Source organism: Dietzia sp. 179-F 9C3 NHS (assembly GCF_045369825.1).
Taxonomy (GTDB): domain Bacteria; phylum Actinomycetota; class Actinomycetes; order Mycobacteriales; family Mycobacteriaceae; genus Dietzia.
This window is the reverse complement of record NZ_JBIQES010000006.1, coordinates 114552-133478: the sequence shown is the minus strand read 5'-3', so window position 1 is coordinate 133478 and position 18927 is coordinate 114552. Positions and strand designations below refer to the sequence as shown.

12 protein-coding genes are annotated in these 18927 nt (G+C 66.9%); 4 read left to right on the top strand and 8 right to left on the bottom strand.

Annotated features, from left to right (window positions below):
• Window positions 1-277: 277 nt before the first annotated feature.
• Together ACH0BZ_RS09190 and ACH0BZ_RS09185 are read right to left on the bottom strand one after the other, a co-directional pair.
• The gene (locus ACH0BZ_RS09190) at window positions 278-1939 is read right to left on the bottom strand and encodes a TniQ family protein (protein ID WP_406897893.1); all 1662 of its coding nucleotides are present in this window, start codon (window positions 1937-1939) and stop codon (window positions 278-280) included.
• Between the two features lie 5 nt (window positions 1940-1944).
• A complete protein-coding gene (locus tag ACH0BZ_RS09185; protein WP_406897892.1) occupies window positions 1945-3027 on the bottom strand; it encodes a hypothetical protein in 1083 nt (360 codons plus the stop codon).
• Between the two features lie 21 nt (window positions 3028-3048).
• On the opposite strand from ACH0BZ_RS09185, the gene ACH0BZ_RS09180 reads away from it, so the two are divergent.
• Entirely contained in the window at window positions 3049-3378 is a 330-nt protein-coding gene (locus ACH0BZ_RS09180; protein ID WP_406897890.1) for a hypothetical protein, read from the top strand.
• 59 nt (window positions 3379-3437) lie between these two features.
• Here ACH0BZ_RS09180 and ACH0BZ_RS09175 read toward each other — a convergent pair whose 3' ends face one another.
• The 5 genes from ACH0BZ_RS09175 to ACH0BZ_RS09155 all read right to left on the bottom strand — a co-directional run bounded on the left by ACH0BZ_RS09175 (window position 3438) and on the right by ACH0BZ_RS09155 (window position 10283).
• Window positions 3438-4358, bottom strand: coding sequence for a TniB family NTP-binding protein (locus ACH0BZ_RS09175; RefSeq protein WP_406897888.1), 921 nt, complete (start codon window positions 4356-4358; stop codon window positions 3438-3440).
• A gap of 110 nt (window positions 4359-4468) precedes the next feature.
• Entirely contained in the window at window positions 4469-6532 is a 2064-nt protein-coding gene (locus ACH0BZ_RS09170; protein ID WP_406897886.1) for an integrase, read from the bottom strand.
• A 107-nt stretch (window positions 6533-6639) separates the two neighbouring features.
• Window positions 6640-7359 (bottom strand): TnsA-like heteromeric transposase endonuclease subunit, encoded by a 720-nt coding sequence (locus ACH0BZ_RS09165; protein WP_406897884.1) that lies wholly within the window; start codon window positions 7357-7359, stop codon window positions 6640-6642.
• Window positions 7360-8197: 838 nt separating this feature from the next.
• Window positions 8198-9043, bottom strand: coding sequence for a hypothetical protein (locus tag ACH0BZ_RS09160; protein WP_406897883.1), 846 nt, complete (start codon window positions 9041-9043; stop codon window positions 8198-8200).
• Window positions 9044-9899: 856 nt separating this feature from the next.
• A complete protein-coding gene (locus tag ACH0BZ_RS09155; protein ID WP_406897882.1) occupies window positions 9900-10283 on the bottom strand; it encodes a hypothetical protein in 384 nt (127 codons plus the stop codon).
• Window positions 10284-12259: 1976 nt separating this feature from the next.
• Here ACH0BZ_RS09155 and ACH0BZ_RS09150 point away from each other — a divergent pair.
• Entirely contained in the window at window positions 12260-13585 is a 1326-nt protein-coding gene (locus ACH0BZ_RS09150) for a hypothetical protein (protein ID WP_406897881.1), read from the top strand.
• Window positions 13586-13797: 212 nt separating this feature from the next.
• Here the strand turns inward: ACH0BZ_RS09150 and ACH0BZ_RS09145 are convergent, their stop codons facing one another.
• On the bottom strand, window positions 13798-15813 hold the full coding sequence (locus ACH0BZ_RS09145; protein WP_406897879.1) for a hypothetical protein: 2016 nt from the start codon (window positions 15811-15813) through the stop codon (window positions 13798-13800).
• Window positions 15814-16346: 533 nt separating this feature from the next.
• On the opposite strand from ACH0BZ_RS09145, the gene ACH0BZ_RS09140 reads away from it, so the two are divergent.
• The gene (locus ACH0BZ_RS09140) at window positions 16347-16901 is read left to right on the top strand and encodes a hypothetical protein (protein WP_406897877.1); all 555 of its coding nucleotides are present in this window, start codon (window positions 16347-16349) and stop codon (window positions 16899-16901) included.
• Window positions 16901-18847, top strand: a complete 1947-nt coding sequence (locus tag ACH0BZ_RS09135; protein WP_406897876.1) for a hypothetical protein — start codon at window positions 16901-16903, stop codon at window positions 18845-18847. The genes ACH0BZ_RS09140 and ACH0BZ_RS09135 overlap by 1 nt, the downstream gene beginning before the upstream one ends.
• Window positions 18848-18927 lie beyond the last annotated feature (80 nt).

Here is an 18927-nt window from a genome sequence, read left to right as displayed (position 1 = left end):
ACGCAAACGTAGCCATTCGTTCGCATGCCGGAGTTCACCGACTCGCACCCCACGGAGGTCTGCTGCCAGGCGGGAGACCCGCTGTCGACAGCGATGTGGCGCCCGCTACAAGCAGCCTCGCCGAATGGGCCGAGTTGCGACACGACGCTCACCGAACTCCAGGCCGCGAGTTGGACGCCGCCGGCACCCACGAGGAGGCGTTCCCATCCACCTTGATGAGAGAAGACGCGCCAAGGTCCAAGCCAACAAATTTGACGCTAACTCGGGCGTGAGGGAATCACTTGGCTACGTTCACAGCAGCACGAAGGCCGCTCTGCGCTGGCTCCTGGAGGCGGTCACAGAACGCACGGAAGTTGGCCTTGTCCTTGGAGGTGGGGGCTGACTCCCACCCAGGGCTTGTGTCAGCGTCCGCGTGGGCGACTTCCGTCCACATCCAGGTGATCGCATACGGCAATGCCGCTGCCCTCCGGCGCGGAGTTTGGGACCTGGCCCAGTCGGGGAACCACGTCTCGGGCTCGGAAGCCAGCGTCCTAACGACAGTCTCGATTCTCCGGTAATCGGTATCGCGATCTAATGCCTCGGCTACGTACTCCAATGCACCTGCGAACTCAGACTCAGATAGGTTGAGGAACTTGGTAACCGCTCGCGCGGTTCTCGGTCCGATCTCCGCTTGGAATCCAAGAGCGACCGCCGAATCTGTCCATGAGCGCGCAGGTCGCGCGGTCTTCGCCAGACACAGGCTGACGAATCGCCGGCCCAGAGTTGAACGAGATCTCATGATCGGCGCAACACGCATCTCGTAGAGGTCTGCTGGAATGACCTGCGGAATTCGCGAGTCATCCAAGTCCGTTCGGATTCGAATCTCGAGTTGGCGTGACGGGCTTTGGCGCGTGTGCAGGCACTTCTCCACGATCGTTCCCAGCAGCGGTGCGTGTGGAGTTCGATTGCGTATCCAAGCCGCCTGGCCGGCCTGAGTGTTCGGGATGTGCGTTATCCAAGGGTCAAGCAGAGCCGCCGCCCCGTCGAGAGTCGAGGCGGTCAGAATCTCATGCGCGGCTGCTATCGCCTCACCGCGGACCTCTGGGTCGTCGGCCGGCCTGATACCCCACCGCGGCCCCCGGAGTTCCGTCCGCCGCTGGCCCGCTTCCACTCGCAGCCGTCTCGCCCAGTCCTTCCCTTGGTCGGGGGCCGAGCGCGTTGCGATGTGCATGAGAAGCACGGTCAGTGCCCGCAACTCGGCCAGGTAGAGCTCCGGCGATGCCGCCACCCCAAGGCATTGCTGCGGGATCCCCGCTAACGCTTCGCGCACCGCTTCACTCGCTTCGACGGCTGTGGGGGGTGCCTGTGTCACAGAGTGCATCAGGACCGAATGGCGGCAGTTTCGTCGGGGTCCGAGAGGATTTCCGCAGAGTTGCTCGGCGGAAAGATCGGGCCTGAGGGGACTTGCCCTACGGCTCCGGAAGCGTTGGCCACATTGTTCGCACGAGGGCACCAAGTAGCTCACGTGCGTGTCGCACACCGCAATGTGTGGAAGTCTCCATTCGATGAGCCAGCGTCCTGATCGAAGGCATTCGGGACAGACCTGTGTGCCCTGCAAGGGAAACCAGCCGCGGGCCGAGAGCACCCGAAAGGACGCTACCGATGGTTCCTCGAAGCCGCTGAAGTCCAACGGCCGGCAGTACGCGAAACGCTGCAGGGTCGCGCTCCTAGCGTCATCGATTCCCAGAGCCGTCAGAAGCTCAATACGCCCGAGTAGCTCGTTCGATGGCTGAACGAGTGCGAACAGCAGCGATCCCGAGCCCGGGCGGGGATCGAGGAGCCGAACCATGTCGACTGCGGTCAGCTCGTTGGCGACTGCAACCCTCTCCAGAAAGGAGTCGAGAGCTTCCCCGTCAGTGAGTTGCACCCGGGCAGGCAGACGATGGATCGAGCTGTTCATGGAAGTCAGCCGGCTCGGTGCTGGCCCCGTTGGACCTGTCGAGTTCCCGAACCGGTCGACTCCTCGGGGAAACGCTCGCGACTTCGGCCTTCGACGTCATCAATAACAGAATCGCGGAGCTCAAGAAGCTGCAGCTTCTGTTCGACCGTCATCTGGGCATCCAACCGCCAGATTTCTTCGAGGGGTACAACGCCGTCCGACCTCAACTCCGGCCCGGGCTCCAGGGTCTGCAACCACAACCAATCCTCGAGAACGTCACGCATCCCAGGGCTCGCCTCGATCTCAGGAACCAGCCATTTGACTGCCGGACCGGGAAGCCCGATCCTGCCGGGGCGTGCCCCGCGAGTCCGGCGGTGGCCAAGAAGCTGCGTCAGTTCCACTGCGAACCTTGTAGGTGTGATTGGCGACCCTCCAGTAGGGCCAATCGAAGGACGAGCACGTTGTGCAGCCTTGAGCACGGATTGCGCCTGGCTTCCCGGCCCCATTCTGTATGCGGCCACGGCTTCGTGGACGTCGTTGCACGACTGCCGCAGCGCGTTCCACATTCCCGGCGCGCCTTGTCGACCCCACCAATCCTGGCTTTGCAGGGTGTGCCGAACCTTGTCCCGCTTCCCAATGAAGATCGTCGGGACGTCGTCCTCGTGAAGGCCATGTACATCGACGAGCCAGGCGATCCGCTTTCCGATGAGCAGCAGACTGGCGATCTCCTCTAACGCCTGCCGTCGCGCAAGCACCACGCTCTCTTCGCGCCCATCTTGGTTGACACGTCGTTCGCAGAGGACCCGGAGGTTTCGTCTTATCTCTTCGTCGAAATGTCTGCAGTTCACGATCGGCATCAGACTGTTCAGCAGTATCGCCGCGTGTTGAGGTGTCAGGACGTAGTACTCACGTGTGATCTGGACTTGCTCCAGCCACTCGAACACGTGGCGTGTCCCCGGCTGGATCTCATGGGGCCGTACTGCCTTGCTGAGGCGTTGCAGTTCCTTCATGAGCGAAAGGAGTCGGACTCCGGCAAAGAACGCGTCGGTGTTGTCGCACAGGAGCATGTTGGCCCGAGCCTGGAGCGTCAGGGCCTTATCGCTGGCCACCATCACTTCTTGAGGTCCACGGTGGTCGACCTGCAGGTAGACGCGGTGCTCCTCGCAGGCGAAACGCAGCCAGGTCTTCTCGCAGTGTGTGCGAATCCCTTGGACTTCGCAGAGCGGACAGATCCACCGGGAGCCCTGGAGGAGGCCAGGTATCCGGGGCGGTGGGTGGATCAGTCGATGCCGGCCGCACAGGGCATCAAGTTCGTCTTCCCGAACGGACAGTCGGTGAGCGAGCTGACTGAGTGGAAGGGTCTTGCGGCTCGTCAGGTCTGCTGCCGTGAGACCGGGACACCCCTTGAGTACCAGCGATATCGGGATGTCGTTGGCATCAGCACATCGGGAAACGAATGACGCCAACGTCTCCTGCCGGGCTGGAGACAGCCGTGTGGGCAGCCTGGGGGCGTTTGCCGTCATCGCTGCCGTCCTTCCAGGCGGGCCTGCCCTTCTTCTGCGCGAGCACTCAGTCGTACCGACTCGATGTGAGCCCGAGTGATAGCACCGCTCCCGTCCGCTATCGCACTGCCGGCGCCCTCAGCGAGTAGGTCACGCAGGTCTCCCAAGTAGCCTTGCGTGCGCGCCCACAGCAGTCCAGCAAGCTGATCATGCAGGTCACCGGGCTCGGACTGCGGAAGATGCGGCGCGAGAAGGAGCTCCTGCTCCGCCAGCAGCATCTGCCATTGGAGACGTTCGGCGTCCGTTCCTGCGGCCATAGGGCCAAGTGCGTGCGTCTTCAATCTCGCCGCGATCTGCGGGTCCGTGAGAAGCTCGCCGCCCTCCAGATCGGCGCCCACTAGGACTATCGATGCACCGAGTTCCCCAAGCTCCGTGTTGAGGACCTTCACGTGATCGAGAACTTCCCTGCCGATTCGCTGGCCCGACTTGAGAAGGTGTGCATCGTCGATGATCAGTAGGCGTACGCGATGCCGTTCGCATGCCCTGAGCATCCGTCCGGTCTGAAGGCGGGCCACGCCTTCCCCGGGCAGCTCCAAGAACTCGAGGACCACGGCGTTCAAGTCCTTGACCCTCGCCGCCGAAGGCAGGTTCACCCAGCACACCGGAACGACGTCACACTCAGTCTGAGCATCTGGGAACCAGACTGGAGTCTCGTCTGGGCCCGAGGTCGCGTAGTCCGCCGTCCACTGCAGATATCGATCCTTCGCCCACTTCCGAACGAGTGAGCTCTTGCCTGTCCCATTCGGACCGGTAATGGACGCGAAGGTCTTGGCGCCAGGCGGCGAATCGAAGTTCGCGGTGACGACCTCTGAGAGCTGTGCTGAAATCGACTCGCGGTCTGAGGTCATCAGAAAGTTCCAGCGGTACCACTGGCTCACCTCAGTCGCGTACTGGCGACGGACAGTCTTGTCGGAAAGGCATGTCTCTTCGAGTACGTCAGGTGCGCGTACGTCGGGCTCGATACATGACCTGTGCCATCGGCGCGCAGTCACAGCTGTTCTCCGACATCACCGAGGTCCAATTTGCCCCACGGGGCATCGAAGTCGACGACCGCACTTCCGACTGCCTCCGAAACCAGTGGCGCCGCTCGCAAGGGATCTCTAGCCGCTGCATCGACTGCTTCGCCTAGGTCCTTCCGAGACTGAGCTCTGCGCAATCGCGCTGTGCGGATTCGTGCGGGTTCAGAGAACCGCTCGGTGTGCGTCGTGAGCTCGGACAGCTCGTCTGCGAGCAACTGCCGGACATGTTCGGGATTAATCCGCTTGAATCCGTCGCGGTTCCTGACGATCGTCCACGCAGCATCGACGAGCGCGTCCGTCATAGGAGCATCGGTTAGTCCCGCACCTCTCCACGGGATTTCATGAACATCTCCAGAGATGGGGTCTCGAAACCACATTCGGCTCAGGTCATGCGGATCACGGTAGAACGGCGCGCTCGCGTCCTTCTCCCGGAAGCGTCCCTTGCGGCTATTCCTGTAGGCATCCAGGCACTCGGAATCGTAAACGAGGCCCTTGACCTTTACTCCGTCATGTCGAATCACTCCCCAGTGGATCGGGAGGAAGTCGAAGACCATGTCGGCTCTTTGCGGCACATCGATGCGACCGGTGACTTCGGTGAGGGCATCCCACATTTCGAGCGGAGTCAGTTTGGTATTGGGCTCACCTGGGACGTGAAGCCCCGAATGCACAGTCCGGTGGTAGTCCAGGCTCACGAATCGTCGGAGATGCTGTTCCAATTCATGGGCGGTGAGCAGGGCTTCTGTTTCGACCTTGGCGCCGCGCTCTCCAGTGTTCCTGCCCTTGTATCCAGGAATCTGCTGCCAAGCGCGCTGCAGAGTTTCATGGAACCTCTCGACGTGGGGATTGTCCGTTGGCCTACCTCCCCGCGTCGGCAAGTAATCGATTCCGAGGGATGCCAGAAGGTCCTGGAAGTGATTCGACTTGAAGTTCGCACCAAGATCGCTGCGCACTGCATCTGGCATCACAGAGGGGATGACGTGTTCGCCTTGGAGGGTGTCGTATTCCGGCACTACGTTGGTCTTGCCATCAATCGTGGTGGGCAGGTGCACCTGGTCCGGCAGACCGCACCACCGCCAGTCAGAGATGGACGTCCCTTCGACCAGCATGGAAAACGGTCTGCACACGTCATAGAGCAGCAAACCGGCGTCAACAGCGTCCGCGGACTTTGGAACGACGCGTAATGCCAGTACAACGCGGGTCGCAACATCGATCGCGGTGAGCACTTCTACACTGAAGACCTCGCCCGTTTCTAGGTCTCTCACCAGGCAATCCGCTCGCGTGGCATCGATCGCGACGACCTGGCCGGGCCGCATCGCCGGGTAGTGCTCGTAGCCCGAGGTCTTGCGGAGCGACTGGGTCTTCTGCGTCCTCGTTGTTGATCCACGAGTGTGCATCAGCCATGACAGATACCGTGCCTTGATGCGCTTCGCAGGTGGCTTGTAATCCAGCCCGGCTCGCTTCAAAGCGACAGTGATCCGTCGATCGAGTTCACCAATGTTGACCGAGGATCGATCTCCGTCAAACGCTCTGACCATCGATTCAGCAACGTCTCGGTAAGTCGGGTCGATCTGATTCCATTCCTGCCGTGGTTTCAGCGCACGGCCGTCAATCAGTCCGATGAGTCCATGATCTCGCCACCTCCGGATCCAGCCTCGAATCGCACTACTTGAGGGAGGTTCACCGGAGTCGTCCCCCTGCGCGCGTCTACGGCTACGAGCGCGGTCGAGCTCGAACTCACTTGCCAGGTAGTTCGCCATCGCTTCTGCTCGACGGGCCTCGGATGCTCCACTGGGGCCGAACGGATATCGCGGCTCACCGGGTCGCGCCAACTCAGCGTGACCTTCTCTGTAGCCCGTCACAACCTCCATGACGACCTCGAGCCGGAACAAGGCCGCCTCTCTGGCCTGGTCTGACAACGCCTCCCACAAGGGCTGGAGCGACGCCGACATCGCAGCGATCTGCCCGTCTTTCACTACCCGAGCTTCCGCAAGGTCGCCAAAGCCGATTATCTCCGCTTCTCCGGTGGCGGTCATGAACTGCAGTCCGCTGGGTAGGACACTGGTGACGCGATGGAGGCCTTCTGGAACGAGAACGAGGTCACCAAGTTGGATTTGGGTACGCGCCCTGGGCCGGCGATCGCTCACTGCGCACCTACCGAAGTTCGGATCTCGCTGTTGAGATTGATTCGACTTGTCAGGTCGCATTCGAGTTGCCCGGACCAGATGAGGTGCCAGATCCCCGCTTTCACGAGGCCGTCCCCCCGGTCCAGTCGCATCAGTTCGCCAAGTTTCACGGTGCCGCGGAGTCGAACTTCTTCGATGAGGAGCGGCCGCACGGCTTCGATCCAGCTCGGGGGACGACGAAAACCGCCCAGCCATAGGAGGTTCAGCCGTTCCACCCGGCTGAGTTCGGAGAACACTGTGTAGCTCCACCCCAGAGCCGAGCAGGCTTCTCTCGTGACAGGCATGGCGTTGAGGAAGTCTTCGTCCTGCTTCTCGACTGGCCGGACATCCCAGATCGTCACTTGTCCGTCCGTGTCCACCGACAAGAGATCCGGAACATGGGACCGCCGTCCTGTGCTCGCCTCCCAAGAAATCTGGCAAGGCTGCGGCGTCAGCCAATTGACTCGAGGGTCTCTATCCAGCTTGCGCACGAGGTCGTGTTCGAGACCGGACTCCACATCCAGCACACCACCGATGGTGTGACTCCAAGGTCGGGCCGCGATGTTCCTCGACCGCGCACTTGCGCGAACTGCCCGGAATGGTCTTAAGCATCGGAAGTCGGTCGGGCCGAGACCCTCGCGCCACTCCTGCGCTCCCTGTATACCTTCCCACCGAAACGACCATGTCACCTTGGTCATCCGGCTGCCCGCCAAGGGTTGACGAACCGGGTTTCGAAACGATCTGCTAGACAAGACAAGGGAATCCTCCGCTGAGGTTGTTCCTGCGATCACAGGCGAAGCCCCACAATCTCCGTGTGGGTGGATCCAGCGAGAAGGTCGGGTGGCCGCCCGGCCTTTCTTCGCATTTTCGGCGTCTTACGCCGACGTGTGGTTCTACGTCGTGGCCTCCCCCGAATTCCTGAGCGCCTGCGCCAATAGGTCGGCGACGACTCCGCTCACGGGCTTCTGGCTCTGGTAGGCAGCTTCATAGACCTGCGCGGCGAGCTCCGCTGGCAGCCTCGCCGAAACGAGGACGCGCTCGTTTGGTCTCAGTTGCTGCCCACGTGCACGAGGCCTGCCAGTTCGCGCCGGGTGAAGGTCAACCCGAGGTGCACGGTCAGCGGGCGACATGGCGGGCCTCCAAGTACGACTCAGAAAAGTGATCTGGCCTCACGCCCCACGATATGCCCCACACACTGCACTGTTGGCAAAACCGCCAAACAGTGACATCTACATATGTAAAGCGAATAAAAACTACAGGCCTTCTACCTGCGCTTTTGCTGACAGCGCTTTTTCTAGATTGACAGGCTCGAAACCCTGAGAAACACCGTTGCGCGGCATCTGCGCAGGTCATGAGCACTACTAGGGCTTACCCGCCTGCAAATCCTGTCAATCTAGAGACTAATTCTGTCAATCTAGGCTGCACAGCGACAGCCGCCCCGTCGAACCCCCGCACCGCGCCCCGACACAGCCGGACAGAACGCGGCCGTGTCTCCCAGGGAGACAGGCCCACCGGTGTGGCTTGCGAGCGTTCGAGTCAGGTGGTGAGTGCTCGACGTTCGGCCGTCGCGATCGCCTCGACGGCGCCGTCGAGCAGGCTGGTGCGGGGCAGGCCGGCGTGCGGCTGCATGAGTCCGAGACGGTCGATGAGGGTGCGGGCCCGGTCCAGGGCTCCGCGGCGTTCCGGCACGCTCGCACCCTCGTCCAGGGCCGTGGCCAGCAGCCGCTTTGCCAGGTTGAGATTCTTCCTGTCGGCCGATGACAGAGTGCTGGCGCCGAGCCTGCGGGCGTCAGCCAAGGCGGTATCCCATGCCTCGCCCAGTGCACGGGTGGCGCGGTGGAACTCCCGCACCCGCTCGGGGTCGGTCGGCTGCACCGGCTGGTCGGCCTCCCGCACTGCCTGCCAGGCGGTGTAGAACGCGGCGGTCGGCTGGTGGGTGAGGTCGTCGATCAGGGGGGCGCCGAGCACGGTGCCCGGATCACACATCACGCTGGTGTAGCGCTCTTCGATGGAACGCAGACGCTTCTTCGCGGTGTTCCACAAGGTCTTCATCTCGATCTCTGCCATCTCACGGTCGAAGCGCTCACGGCGACGCTCTTCGCGGGCAGCGCTAGCGCGGGACCACGGTCCCCGCGCCGCCATGATGACGGCGACCACCAGAAGCAGCGCGAGCGCGGCGGCACCGATGTAGATCAGCGGCGCCCAGTCGAACGGCTCGGTCACGGCAGGGGCAGCGTCTGGCGGCGGTGGCATCGTCTCAGCGACGTCTGGCGGCGGCGGCATCGTCTCAGCGACGTCTCCCGCGGGCTGCTCCTGCTCTTCGATTTGGAGTAAATCGTGGATGAACGTTCTGAGCACCCGGAGACCGACAACGAGCGACACGACTCCAGCGGTGAAGATGACGACAGGCCCGATGACCAATCTCGCAATAGGGTCTCTATGCACGGTGGCCTCCCTGAGTTCCGTGCCAGTGGTGGGGCGGGTTCGCTGTCCATTGTCGTGCCATGGCGTGCTGGTGTGGTGTCGCCGGAGTCCGAGGCACACGGTGGCGGTCCGCGGGAGGGCACTTCCCGGCTGAGGGCCGATCAGACTACTGGCGCGTCGTAGATCGTGGCGGCGGAGTCGACTCGACGTCCACCGACCCGGGCATGCGAAGTGCGTCCCCACGATGCGGGGTGCAGTAGGACAGACCGCTCTCGAGAGCACCGTCGTGGAACTGGCCGGCGCGCGGCGACATGCACCACTCTCTCGGTTCGGACAGGAGACAGTGCGGTATCCCAGGGGGCCCGCGGTCCGGCTGCCCGGTCAGGCAGCGGCCCCGCCGGGACGGCCGTGTGGAAGCAGGGCAGAGGCCGCATGGCGGGGGCGTCGCCTCTCGGCCTGCCCTGCGCGGGGCGGCCGCGCCCCGATAGTCGTCATCAGGTAAGCGAACTCCGTCCCCGCTCCACGGCCGGAGAAGCCCCGGGTCAGGCGGTCGGAGAAGCCCCGGCTGCTTCCCGCAGGCATCGCCGCACCAAGAGGTGGGTCTGGTCCCCTTAGTCAGGCTGCCGCGAGCATCCCGCGGCGAGCTGAGGGCCCAACCAGATCGACCGACAGATGGCAACAGCCCCGGCCGGCCACGAGCCAAGTGCGTCCGACCGGGAGGCCGGACAGAACGCGGCCGTGTCTCCCAGGGAGACAGGCCCGCGGGGCCGAGCTCGAGCACGCCACCCACGGCCGGCCGGCAGTAGGGAAGTGGTCAGTCGAGCCCGTCCGGGACCTCATCGTCGCCGGTGCCCGACGCCCCACCGGCCGCCGACCGACCCGCCTCGCCGGGCCCGGCCGCGGAGGCGGCGCCGGCCTGGAAGATGGCCCTCGCGGCCGCGCGCACATCGGTCCCCGGCACCGCCGCCTGCGCCCGCGCCTCCGACAGGCACGCCGCCACCGCCTGCCGCCCGGCCCGCTCACACAGCTCGACCAACTCCTGGTCCCCGACCGACTTCGCCGCGTCCGCCCGGGTGCGTACCTGCACCCAGTCCACCGCCGCCTGCACCCCCCTGCGCACCAGAGGGTCGGACCACAGCCCCGGCGGCTCACCCAGACCGTCATCGACGGCCCCCGGGACCCCGCCGGCCACCGCCACATCAGGCAGAGCAAATCTGGTCCCCTCAGTCCCCTCGGCGCCTCCCCGCCGGCGACCCCACCGCGCAAGCCGCTCCACCAACGACTGCCGCGACATCCCGAGATCACCCTCGAGCTCCCGCCACGGCACCCCAGCCATCCGCGCCAACGCCAACGCCGCCCCCGACCGAGCCTGCGCCGCCTCCAACGCAGCCCGCGCCCCAGCCTCAGCCTCGAGCGCCGCCCGCGCCCGCGCAGCCGCCGCCGCCCGGTCCGCCGCCACCTCCCCAGAGATCCGAACCATCCGCCTCACCCTCCATCTCGTCCCCCCATGCAAGTGCAGGCACCACCTTACACAACCGCGCCCGGCGCGAGCCCGCACACCACACGCCGCAGCCGCCACCCCCCCACACCCCCCAACACAAAAACAACCCCCAACTCGCCGCCACCCACCCCGCCACCACAACCCCCAACCAACCCACCCAGCACCCCCCGCGCCCGCACGCACACAGGGGGTTGAACAGACGCTTGTGAGTCGGTAACGGTGACCCACCACCAACCTGCACTCACCCACCATGCCCGCCGCCCCTTCCGGGGCGGACGGGCCCCGGCGCGAAGCGCCGCCCGCTCCTTCGCCTTCGCCGGCTGCAGCCGGCTGTTGTCTTCGGCGGTTTCCTGCCCCTGTCGCGGTGCTCCTTCCGCACCGGTGTGGTGTGTGAGGGGTCGGCGGGGCGGGTGGCTGTTGTCTGCCGCGGGCTCGCTTGTGGTGGCGGGTGTGTTCGCGGGCGTGGCGGCCTGGTGGTGGCCCGGGTCGTGTTGTGCACGGCGGTTGCCTCCACCCCCGGGTGTTGGCGGCCCGTGCGGCGGGTCCGGGTGTGGGGTGTCGCTGCCGCGCCACCCTGCTGCTGGTGTTGCTGTGGCCGGGCCGGCTGCGGCTGTGCGCTGCGGTCGTCGGCTGGCCGGGCTGGTGTTGTCGCTGTCGGCCCGGGGGGGGGTGTCGCTGCCGCGCCACCCGGGTGTTCGGGTTGCGGGTGCTGCCCCGCGTGTGGGCCTCTGCGGTTGTGGGCTGCGCAGTGCCCTGCCGGCTGCCCGCCGCGGTCTGCCGCCGTCTGCCGCCGGCCCGCCCGGCCTGCCCGGGGCGACCGGGGCGACCGCAAGGGGTGCCGCTGCCGCGCCACCCGACCGCACCCGGTCACCGCCGCCCCCAGCCGTCACCGGCCCGCAGCATCCGGCGCAGCCGACAACCGCAGCCCACCCCAGGCGCACACACACCGGCAGACCGCAACCAGCCGAGGGCGGGCCACGCGGCAGCGTGGCCCCACACGGTTCCGTGCACCCACCCGCAAGATCACTACAGGCATCCCGTTGGCGTGGCCACGCCGCGAGTGCTCCCCACACACCCCGTTGCCCGCGGCACCCACATCGCGGAAGCGGCGGTCTGGTCTCGCGCACCCCGTGGGGGCTGCCAGCTGCCCATAGCTCGGGCGAGCACACCCCGCGCGGGTGCTGTCGGCTGCCCGCCGACGTGAGGCGACGAGGCGTAGCGAGACACGCCGGGCGTGGGCCAGCCCCACCACAGGGGACGCCCCCCAGGGCGGATCACTGTAGGTGTGGGCGAGGCCCCGCCTGGGCGTGGCGAGCGCAGTCTCGGCGCCGACCCACCGCAGGGGGTGACGGCTGTCGGCTGCGGCGCCTATGGCGTCGTGGTCGATGGTCGTCGTGGTGGTGTTGGCGGTGTCTGCGGCGTCGGTGGAGGCGTCGCTGTGCACTGCACCAGTGGCCCGGTGTGGGCGGCTGGTGCTGCGTGGTCCTGTGCTGCCTGTGGCGGCATATGCGGGTGTGGTGTCTTTCGTTCTAGTCGGGCTTTTTTCGGGGGGAGGGGGTGGTGAAGTGTCAGGCGTGTTTGTGCAGGTTGGTGCGTTAGGGTGGGATGTGATGACTTCACCAGGCGGTGGTGAGGTGTTAGGTGATGTGTGGGTTTGTAGTTAGGGGGGTGGCATGGTTCGGATCCTGGCGCCGTGGGAAGCCGAGTTGGAGGCCATGGAGGAGGGGCTGACGGCTCAGCGGTGGGCGCGTGAGAGGCGCCGTCACTCGCGTGGCGAGTTGTCGGGGTTGAAGCTCGGTGACGGGTGGCGGCGGGAGGGACGCGACATGGAGTTGTTGGCGTTCTTGTCGCGGTTCACGGTGATCAGCGTCCGGCAGGCGGCCCGGTTCTTCTATGACGGGTCGTGGGAGACCGGGCGGCAGCGGATCCGCAAGATGGTCGAGGCTGGTCTGCTCGAGCGCGACAATTCGATCCCGTGGTCTGGGCCGGTGGTGTGGCCGACGTTGGCGGGCCAGCGGGCGGTGTTGGGGGATGCGCATCCGTTGACGACGGGTGTGCGGCCGAAGGACTCTCAGATGCTGCATCGGCTTCTGGTGACGGAGCAGGCGGCGGCGTTGGTGACGGCGGGCCGTGAGGTGTTCTCCGAACGTGAGATTCGGATGTTCGAGATGCGGGGTCCGGAGGAGTTGTCTGACTGGCTGCAGGCGCGTGGTGTGCGTGCCGGCGACGGTCACTCGCCTGGGGTGGTGCCGACGGTCTACGACGAGCAGATCAGTGATTCGGGGTCGGTGGCGCGCCGGCAGCGGTGGCTGGCGTGCGTGACGATGCCAGCCGGGTCGACGCGGCGGGTGTTGCGCTATCCGGATCTGATCGAGGTGACCGACGAGGGCGAGTTGCGGGCGATCGAGGTCGAGCTCGCCGACAAGGAGATGTCGCGGCTTCGCGGCTATGTGGAGGGCTACCGGGACTCGGGCCCGTATCTGGTGAGTGAGAACGGGCAGCAGCAGGTGCGGTATCGGCAGTTCCGGTACGTGCGGTGGCTGTGTTCGCCGTCGGTACGCCGACAGTTGATCGGCCATCGTGGTGGTGTGCACCCGGTCTCGGGCGCCCCGGCGTTGGGGGTGATTCGTGATGCCTACGGGGCGCAGTCGAATCCGTACGTCGGGGACACCTCGAGCGTGTACACGCGCACGGTCCGTAACCGGCAGACCGGGCAGACCTCGACCCGTCTGGTGGAGTTCGACGAGCATGGTGTGGCCGAGGGGCGGCCGATGAGTGCCGAGCTGATCGAGACCCCGGACGATGACGGGATCGCGTGGCGGATGGCGCAGCAGTTCATGCCCGACCGCATGTACTGCTCGCTCGAGGAGTGGGGCCGCTGGCGTGATCTGTGGCTGTCGGATCTGCAGGAGATCGGACGCGAGCCGCGCACGGTGCCGTTCCATCAGTGGATCGCGCTGACCGGCAACCACGAGCGGTGCATGGAGAGGACCCGCTGAGTCATCGAAGGCTCCGCTCGTGGACACCGGTGGCCGACACGTGACCCACCCGCGCGGTGGCGCCCCGTCCGGGGCGGAGCAGGCGCCCGGGGCGAGCACCGTGGCTGCGTGGCCGCATCGCGAACACGGCGAGACACCGTCGCCGGGCCCCGCCCATTCACGGTCGCAGGGCGGTGTGGCGGGCGTGGACAGTGCCGCCGGCGAAACCCCGATCAGGCGGCGGCCGCGACCATGCGCCGCGGCGCGGAACGGGGCGGCGGTTCGGGACTAGCGGCCGGGTGTGGCGAGCCCAGCAGAGCCTGTTCCGCGGCGATCAGAGTGTCACTCGTGGCCAGACGGCGGCACCATGCGCGAGCCAGATCCCGTACCGCCGCGGTACGCACACCGCGCCGCCGCGGGTGGGAAGATTCATGCCGCACTCGCGGCGCTTCGACGCAGACCGCGCGGCGTAGACGCACGATCTCGACGGGTAGGTTCACCTTGACCGGGCTGGTGCGCCACACCCGCTCGGCACACCGCACCGCCCACTGGGCTGACTCGAGAGCGTAGCGCTCCGCGCGAGCGTCAAGGGTGGCGGTGCAGCCGTGGAAAACACACGCGCGCCGGCACCGGTCCAGGGGCAGGGCCCGCACCAGTTCGCCGCCGGCCCCCCGCAGCAAATCGAAGCGAGCCAGGGCGTGCAGCGTGCGGTTCACGGTGCGTGGGTCCAGCCCCAGTGCCCCGGCCAGACGGGCGGGGGAGCAGGGCCCGAACGTGCGCAGGTACCACCACAGGGCGTGCCCGGTCGTGCCCAGGCCCGGCAGCGACCAGGCGGCGTCTCGGCCCGAGGACAGCAGAGTCGAGGCGGGGCCTGGGGGGTCCGTCGGGTCGGTGTGGGGGTGGGTACCGGCTGGGGGGAGGGAACCTCCAGTGTTCAGAAAATGCTGCACCCGCGGATTGCGTTCGCTGCGATCGACCACTTGCCACTGGGCGGCCAGTGGACCTTTGGCCGGGGCGACACACTCGATCCAGCCGGCCTTCTCCAGTGCTCGTGAGGCGGAGGAAATCTGCGCCGCTGTCAGGCCCGCGCGCAGCGCCCACGTCCTGGTGTCTGCGGTCACGACTCGCCGGCCGCGTTCGACGGTGAGGTCGGCCAGCGCGGCCAGGGTGCGGTGGAAAACCATGCCGCTGGGGCCGCCCCAGCGGGCGCCGGACCACGCGAGCTGCACCGCGGTGTCGGCGATCCGGGACACCTGCTGGAGGTGGCGCTCGGTGGCGCTGCGGTCGGCGGTGGCGCCGGCGAGGTGGTGGCGTGGGACCGAGTCCACGGCGCGGCCGAACTGCCGGATCGCATGCGCGCGGGCGTCCGGCCGTGGCACGCGTTCGCTACTTCCCGGCCGGTGGCGGCGGGTGCGGATGTGTTCGAGCCCGGGAGCGCACTCGACGAGGGCGGCGTGGAGAAAATCGTCGATGTCGCGGTGCGCGTAGACGAACGACCTGGCGATCGTATAGGCCGTGGCGGAGGTGTCCGGGCCGGGCTCGCCGGCCAGCAGCTGCCGCGCGAACGGCGCCAGTTGCCGCGGCGAGCGACGGGAGGATCGGGCAGGCGCGTCGCGGGCGGACCGGTGTGGCGCCTGTACGCGAGGCCGGGCGGGGCGGGGCGTTGTGGCGGCTGCCGAGGCCTGCCGGCGGGGCGCGGCGAGTGCGGTGAGCCGGTCGGCCAGGTCTTCGATCTGTGTCGAGGAGACGGGGTTGCGGGCCAGCGCGCGCAGGGCGTGCAGCCCTGTGGGGTGCTCTCCGTGAGGCAGCGGGCGGGAAGCCGAGCCGTCGCGGTGGGGTGAGCCGGGAGCGCGCAGGCACCCCGAGGTCGGGTTAGCCAGCGCAGAGGTGTCAGCGGTCGGGCATAGGTGTTTGAGAGCGGCCACGATGCGGTCGATGGTGACCCGTTCGGTGGGCGTGCAGTGCAGCCACAGATGGCGGCCGTCGCCACCACCGGAGGCGCAGACGAGGTAGGGCAGCGCGAGCTCGTCGCATACCGACAGCAGAAGCGCGAGATCGGTGGCGACGTCGGCGGAACGGCCGTCGTGGTCGTCCAGATCGAAGCCGATCAGTCGGTACCGGCGGTCGTCGTCGGTGAGGTGGAGGGCCCACGGCTGGTCGGGAAAATCGGTGGGCAGCGGAGCGGATGCGTAGTGCTCGTGGTCGCCGGCCCGGTCGATGCGGCAGTGGGCTCGGGGACTGAGCGACACGACCGCTTTGAGGAACGGGGGTATCGCGGATTCGCCCCGAGTCTTGCTATGCTGAGACCCGACGCCGCGGGCCTGCGCGGCCCGCAACAAGAAAACTCTCCTCTCCAGCTGCTGCAACTTTCGGTAGGGGATTGCGGAGAACCGGGGTGGTGCCCGGCCTTCGCGAAGAGACTTCCGGTCTCGCTCACGCGCCAACGTGAGCGAGACCTCTCTTCATTTGTGCCCTACCGGCATCGGAGAAAAGCGCAGAGACCTGCACCGATACGAGAGCCCGCGACCGTGGTGGGGCCGTCGAACTCACTGTGACCAGATGGTCGGCACCGCGTTTTCTCTCCGATGCTGACCCATCATAGGGGCACGGCGGTGAGCTTGTGCGGTCTCCCACACCGGAGTGCCGCCCGATTTCCGTTCACCGGCGGACGCAATGACGCTATAGCGCCGGGCCCGGCCCGAGTGCGGGCCACCACCGACACGCCCTGCGTGGACACTAGGGACACCCAATCACGCCCTACCGCCCGAAGGACCCCACCGACGTGGCCGAAGAGACCAAACCCTCCAAGCCGTCCGCGACCTCACCACTGCTCGCCGTCCTGGCGGCAGTGGTCGCCATCGCCGCCGTGCCCGGCACCGTGTTCGGTGTGTGCTGCGCCGTCATCGGCGTCGAGTACCGGCGAGTGCGCACCAGCCGCTGGATGGCGTGGTCGGCGATCACCCTGGTCCTGGCGGTCATCGCCGCCGGCGTCGACACCGGAACGTGGTCCGCGTGGTCCACCTCGTTCGCGGCCCGTACCTGGGCCACAGGACTGGTCGCCGGCGCCGACACCGGCATCCTCGGCTGGGCCGCCGCCCACACCGACGCCCCCTGGTCCACCGTGATCGCCACCCAGCTCGGATTCGGCATCCCCGTCGGGTTCGCCATCGGCGCTATCTACAGCGTCTTCCGCTCCCGGTCCCGCCGCCTCGAGGGCGTCGTCGAGGGAGAGACCTACTCCAACCTGCGGCCTGTCGGCTGGCTGGACCGGATCCACGAGCAGAAGGTGCGCGCCCGCATCGCCGACGGCGCCTACCTGCAGGAAGGACTCGACTGATGTGGCCCTTCGCGCGTGAGGACAACGGCCCGGAGGTGGCGATCGGCACCGGACGCTACGGCGATCCGGTGCTGGTGCCTTGCGGCCAGCTCAAGAAAGCCATCGCGATCTTCGGCACCTCCCGATCGGGAAAGACCCGCCTGGCCACCTCCATCGCCGACCAGCAGTCCCGCCAGCTCGGCTGCGGACAGATCGTGCTCGACTTCAAGGGCGACGACGACCTGGTGCGCCGCAAAGCGGAGCTGGCGCGCGAGCTCGGCCGCACCTTCCTGCACTTCCAGCTCGCCCCCAAGGCCCGCACCACCTACCGGGCGCCGCACCCCTACGCCCCGCCCCGTCCCGCCCACTACGACCCGTTCACTCGAGGCAACGGCAAATCGAAGGCGTCGATGCTGCTGAACTCGGTGCCCCGCCACGGTGACGCCGCGGTCTACCTACGGCAGGCCAACGAGGCGGTGTCCCTGGCCTGGGACCTGGCCGCCCTCAAGGGCCTGGACCAGCAGAGAAAGGGCAGCCAGCCGCCGTCCGGGCTGCAGGTGCTGTCCACCGTCCTGTCGGCGGACACCATCGTCAAGCTCGGAAACTCCCTGACCGTCGATGAGGTGGTGCGCGCCAGCGGCGGCATCATCAACGAACGCGACGCCGCGCACCGGGTCGGCGCTATCCAGCAGCGCATGGCCTCCTTCTCCGACCAGCTCGGCCGGCCCAACTCCACACTGTCCGGGTCGATCTCCGACACCGCCTCCCAGATCGGCACCATCCTCAACGACTCCGCGCTGGACGGCCGGCTGACCCCCGGGGCGGCGCCGGCCATGCGGATCGACCTGGTGCGGGCGATCCTGCGCCGCGAGATCGTCGTGTTCTCCCTGCCCGCGCAGGACTACCCGGACACCGCGGCCCTGGTGGGCACCACCGTGCTGCTGGACCTACAGTCCACCGTGGCGACCCTGCGCTCGAAACTGGACCTGGTCGCCCGGTACGCCGGCGCCGGCACCGGAAGCGTCGACGGCACCCCGTGGGCGCCACTGGTGCTGCAGATGGAGGAGGTCGGCTCGGCCAACACCCCGGAAGCGGCGAACGCCATGATCGGGCTGTTCAACAAGTCGGCCGACATGGGTATCCGCCCGATCCTGTCGTCACAGTCCATCGCCGACGTCCTGGCCATCGACGACGGCCAGGGCGTGGTGTGGAAGCGACTACGGGCACAAATGGATCACCTATTCACCCTCAAGCTCTCCTCGAGCGACGATGCGAAACTGTTCGCCGCCGAATCCTCCGAGGTGCGCAAGATGTACGCCGTCGAGGAAGCCCAGATCGAACGCAACCGCTTCCGGTTCGGACAGGGCGCCGGCGAAACCTCCAAGATCCGCAAGACCAGCGAGGACGCCACCCGTATCCCGGCAGACGCCGTGGTCGGTCTACGCGTGGACCCCGAGCAGGACCTGCGGGAAGTGCTGTTCATCAACGGCGCCGACGAACACACGGCGGTGCACACCTGCGGCCCCGAGGGCCCCAACAACTGGTACGAGAAGATCCGCATGGTGCCCGTGCTGGAAAAGCCCTACCAGTGGGACCCCTACGCCGATGACGACGTCGACGCCGACGCCGCCCGCGACCAGCTCGAGAAGGTGATGTCCGCCCAGCTCGCGGAACTGCAGAACGACGGGGTGCTGGCGCAGATCCTCACCGGCAGAGACGAAGCCCTGGATGTGACCAGCAGCGCCGCGATCGACGTGCCCGACGCGCTTCGCCCCGCCCGGAAGGCCGCCCCACAGCCGGCGGGTGTGCCCGTCGGCGCCGAGCAGGACGCCGTGCCCGGGCCTGCCGACCCCTACGGCCCCGGCATGGAGCCCCCGCCCGACTACGACCAAGAACCGGACTCGGCGTTCGAGGGATGGGCAGATGAGGACTACGTCGAGGACGACGACCCGTTCGCGCAGCAGTAGAAGCGGGCGAGCAGATCACGCCACCGTCCACCGACACGTCCTGCCTCTACGATGACTGACTATCGGAGACCACACACCTG